At 40.2% G+C, this 3,057-nt stretch carries 2 protein-coding genes and 1 pseudogene; 1 reads left to right on the plus strand and 2 read right to left on the minus strand.

The annotated features are described in order from the left end of the window. Positions 1–1,163: IS110 family transposase (locus ACLFKQ_RS11555; RefSeq protein ID WP_448999959.1), on the minus strand; the 1,163-nt coding region annotated here is incomplete at its 3' end. A gap of 514 nt (positions 1,164–1,677) precedes the next feature. Here ACLFKQ_RS11555 and ACLFKQ_RS11560 point away from each other — a divergent pair. Next, positions 1,678–1,815: pseudogene (locus tag ACLFKQ_RS11560) on the plus strand (ISKra4-like element ISPle2 family transposase); the annotation flags it as partial. A gap of 18 nt (positions 1,816–1,833) precedes the next feature. On the opposite strand, the gene ACLFKQ_RS11565 reads toward ACLFKQ_RS11560, so the two are convergent. After that, a partial coding sequence (locus tag ACLFKQ_RS11565) for an IS701 family transposase (protein ID WP_448998431.1) occupies positions 1,834–3,057 on the minus strand: 1,224 nt, incomplete at its 5' end.

A 3,057-nucleotide genomic window follows, 5' to 3' on the forward strand; every position in this document is an offset into this window, starting at 1 on the left:
GCGTTTTTCTCGGGACGTTGTTTATCAAAATAATCAGCTCCCAAATCTTGATAAGGTTCTCGACGCCGAATAATATGATAGGCAATAATCAAAATCGAATGAGCTACGGCAACTAAGGCACGTTTCTTGCCACGTCTAGCAGCTATACGGCGATACTGAGCTGCGAGATAATTTCGGGAACGAGAAACAACATGAGCTGATTGTACTAAGCCAGAACGTAGAGTTCGATTGCCTTGACGAGTTTTTTCGGATAAACGTTTACCAGCACTTTCATGATTACCAGGAGCTAGTCCAGCCCAAGCTGCCAAATGACCAGCTGTCGGGAATCGACTCATATCAATCCCAATTTCGGAAACAATCATTTCTGCTATTTGACGTCCTATGCCTGGAATAGTATCGAGAAGTTCTATAGCTTCATCAAAAGGTTTACAGTAATTTTTAATCTCTTCGTCAAAGCGATCGAGCGTTTCTTCCAAGCTGTCGAGTTGAGATAATAATTCCGATAAAATGAATCTTTGATGAGGTCGCACACGCCCCTCTAAAGCTTGTATGAGTTGGTCACGCTTATTGCCAAGGCGACCTTTAGCTAAATCTGCTAAATATACGGGAGCGCTTTGACCTTTGGCGATCGCTTTAAGCATTGCTCTTCCCGACACGCCCATGACATCAGAAGCTACAGAAGCCAACTTAATATTGGCTCCTTCTAACAGTTTCTGAATCCGATTGACCAAGTTAACTCGTTCTCGAATAAAATTACGACGATGGCGAATTAAATCCCGTAAGTCTCTCTGCTCAATGGGAGGAATAAAACTAGGACGCATTAATCCATGTTGCAAAAGTTCAGCAATCCATTGAGCATCTTTAACATCAGTCTTCCGTCCTGGAACTGCTTTAATATGTTGAGCATTGACCAACATCACCTCAAAATTGGCTTCTAAAATATTGAATACAGGTTTCCAGTATTCTCCCGTACTCTCCATTGCCACGTGAGTGCAGCTCCGAGCTGATAACCAATCCGAGAGCTCGAACAAATCAGCGGTCATGGTAGAAAATGTTTGAATCTCTTTTTGCCATCCTCCTTTTGATGTCGGGGTTATAGCACAGGCAACTACCGTCTTTTTGTGAACGTCCAAACCAGCACAACGGGGATAAATAACTTCCATAAATCTCTCCTGTTTTCAGGTGAAGGCTGGCGTGGATACCCAAAATTGAAGATTCTGACTTACGTGCTTTTCCCATTCTGGGAAGCGACAGTGAGGGGTGCCTAAAAGGTATCCCAGTTAGACTGTTGGTCAGGCTCCTAGCACCAAGGGTCAGTCAACCTCTGTGCCAACCGAGTGGAGAGTGTATCATATTTTCATTGGTAGGGGTGAACGCCATTCATGATGACTGTTGGCGAATTCAAAAAAACATTTTCAGGCGATCGCTAGTTTCTGATTTGTCATTAGGACAGTCCTCGTGGGCGAGCGGGTAATGCTCAAAGCATAACGCTTCTCTCACTGCTTTGAACCTGAGTATTTATGCTCATTGCATAACTGGGATGCATTCCTTGACAATACCATGTCAGTAGCTAGGGGGTGAGCGAAAAAAGATGTGGGGAAGGAGAGATTTGTTAGCGTGCGTTTCACAATAACATAGGTAAGACCTAATTAAACCTTCGACTCCTTACAACAGAAAATGAATAACTTCCAGTCAATTCTGTCCCAAATAAATGAAACACTTTTTTCATTACCAGACTGGAATAATTTGTCCGAGTTTGTCACGGAATTTCATGATATCTGGCTAAAATTGGGAAATTTTGTGCAACAAAAATTAGCGGTACTTAAACAAAAATCAAGCCCAAACAAAGCCCAAACTAGCTTTATAAGCTACGAATACGTCGCGATTTTGGTTCAACCATTGGACAAAACGATAAGATATACCTGTACGAAAAGCTTCTAATGCTTCAGGAAATGTCTCCAAAGGTTTGTTCGCCCAACGTCTTCTTAAACCTCCAGTAAGCTTATGCCAAAGGATAAAAGTATAGGCACAAAAAACTAGAATAAAATGTCTTTCCAAACTCTTCTTATCTCTAACTTGATACTCTTTTAATCCTAACCATCCCTTGGCTTCTCGATAGAAAACTTCTATCCAGTTTCTCTGAGCATAAGTTTGAACTATCCATTGCTCGGTTACTATTTCTCCCTCAACATTTGTGAGTAAGTAGTCAATATCTTCAGCATCTTCAAAGATTGGTGCACTCATGACGATAGCTATTTTTCTGATTCCTTCTAGCCTTGATATTTCTGCTTCTATTATTGCTACCCAGACGGTTCTAGGTTTTTCACCCTGGATTTGAATCTCCTTAAATTCCTCATCAGATAACCATTGAGCATATTCATCTACTCTGATTTTTTCTAATTGATTTGATGGAGTTTTAACCAAAATATTACGATTTTTAGCGATTCCTCCTATATACTTTAATTTCTTTTTTTCCAGTTCGAGTAAAACAGTTGTGTTGTTACCATAGGACGAATCTATTAATACTAGTCCTGGTCGATATCCCCTCTTCAAACTTTTATCGATTAATTCTAAGGCTAAGGTGGGTTTTTTCTTGAATTCTCTGTCTTTCTTTCCTTCGGGCAACGAATTACCATGTTGATATAGTTCTATGTCTAAAGGTAAGCTTTTTTGGCCATCATATAGATGAGTTGTTACTACAACATTGCCATTATCTGTTTTCCCAATTTCCCCAATATATTGACGACCTACTGCTGCGGTAAAGTTACCACTTTTTCTATGCCCAGAGTCATCAACAATTAGACTAAATCCCTTACTGATTCTCGTTTGATTACACTTGTTCATCACTTCTAAGCGACGTTCATTTATCTTGTTCGCTGACCAAGTTGCTTCAGTTAAGAAATGGTGTAATTTGTGGTATGTGACCTCTACTGCGTCTTTAGCCATTTGAGATACATTTTTTCGCTCACTTTCCCCTAATAATCCTCCTAAATAATGTCTGAATTCCCTTTTTTGCGCTTTAGTTCTCAGTAAATCATCAAACTTTTGACACCATCT

Source organism: Myxosarcina sp. GI1(2024) (genome assembly GCF_053543375.1).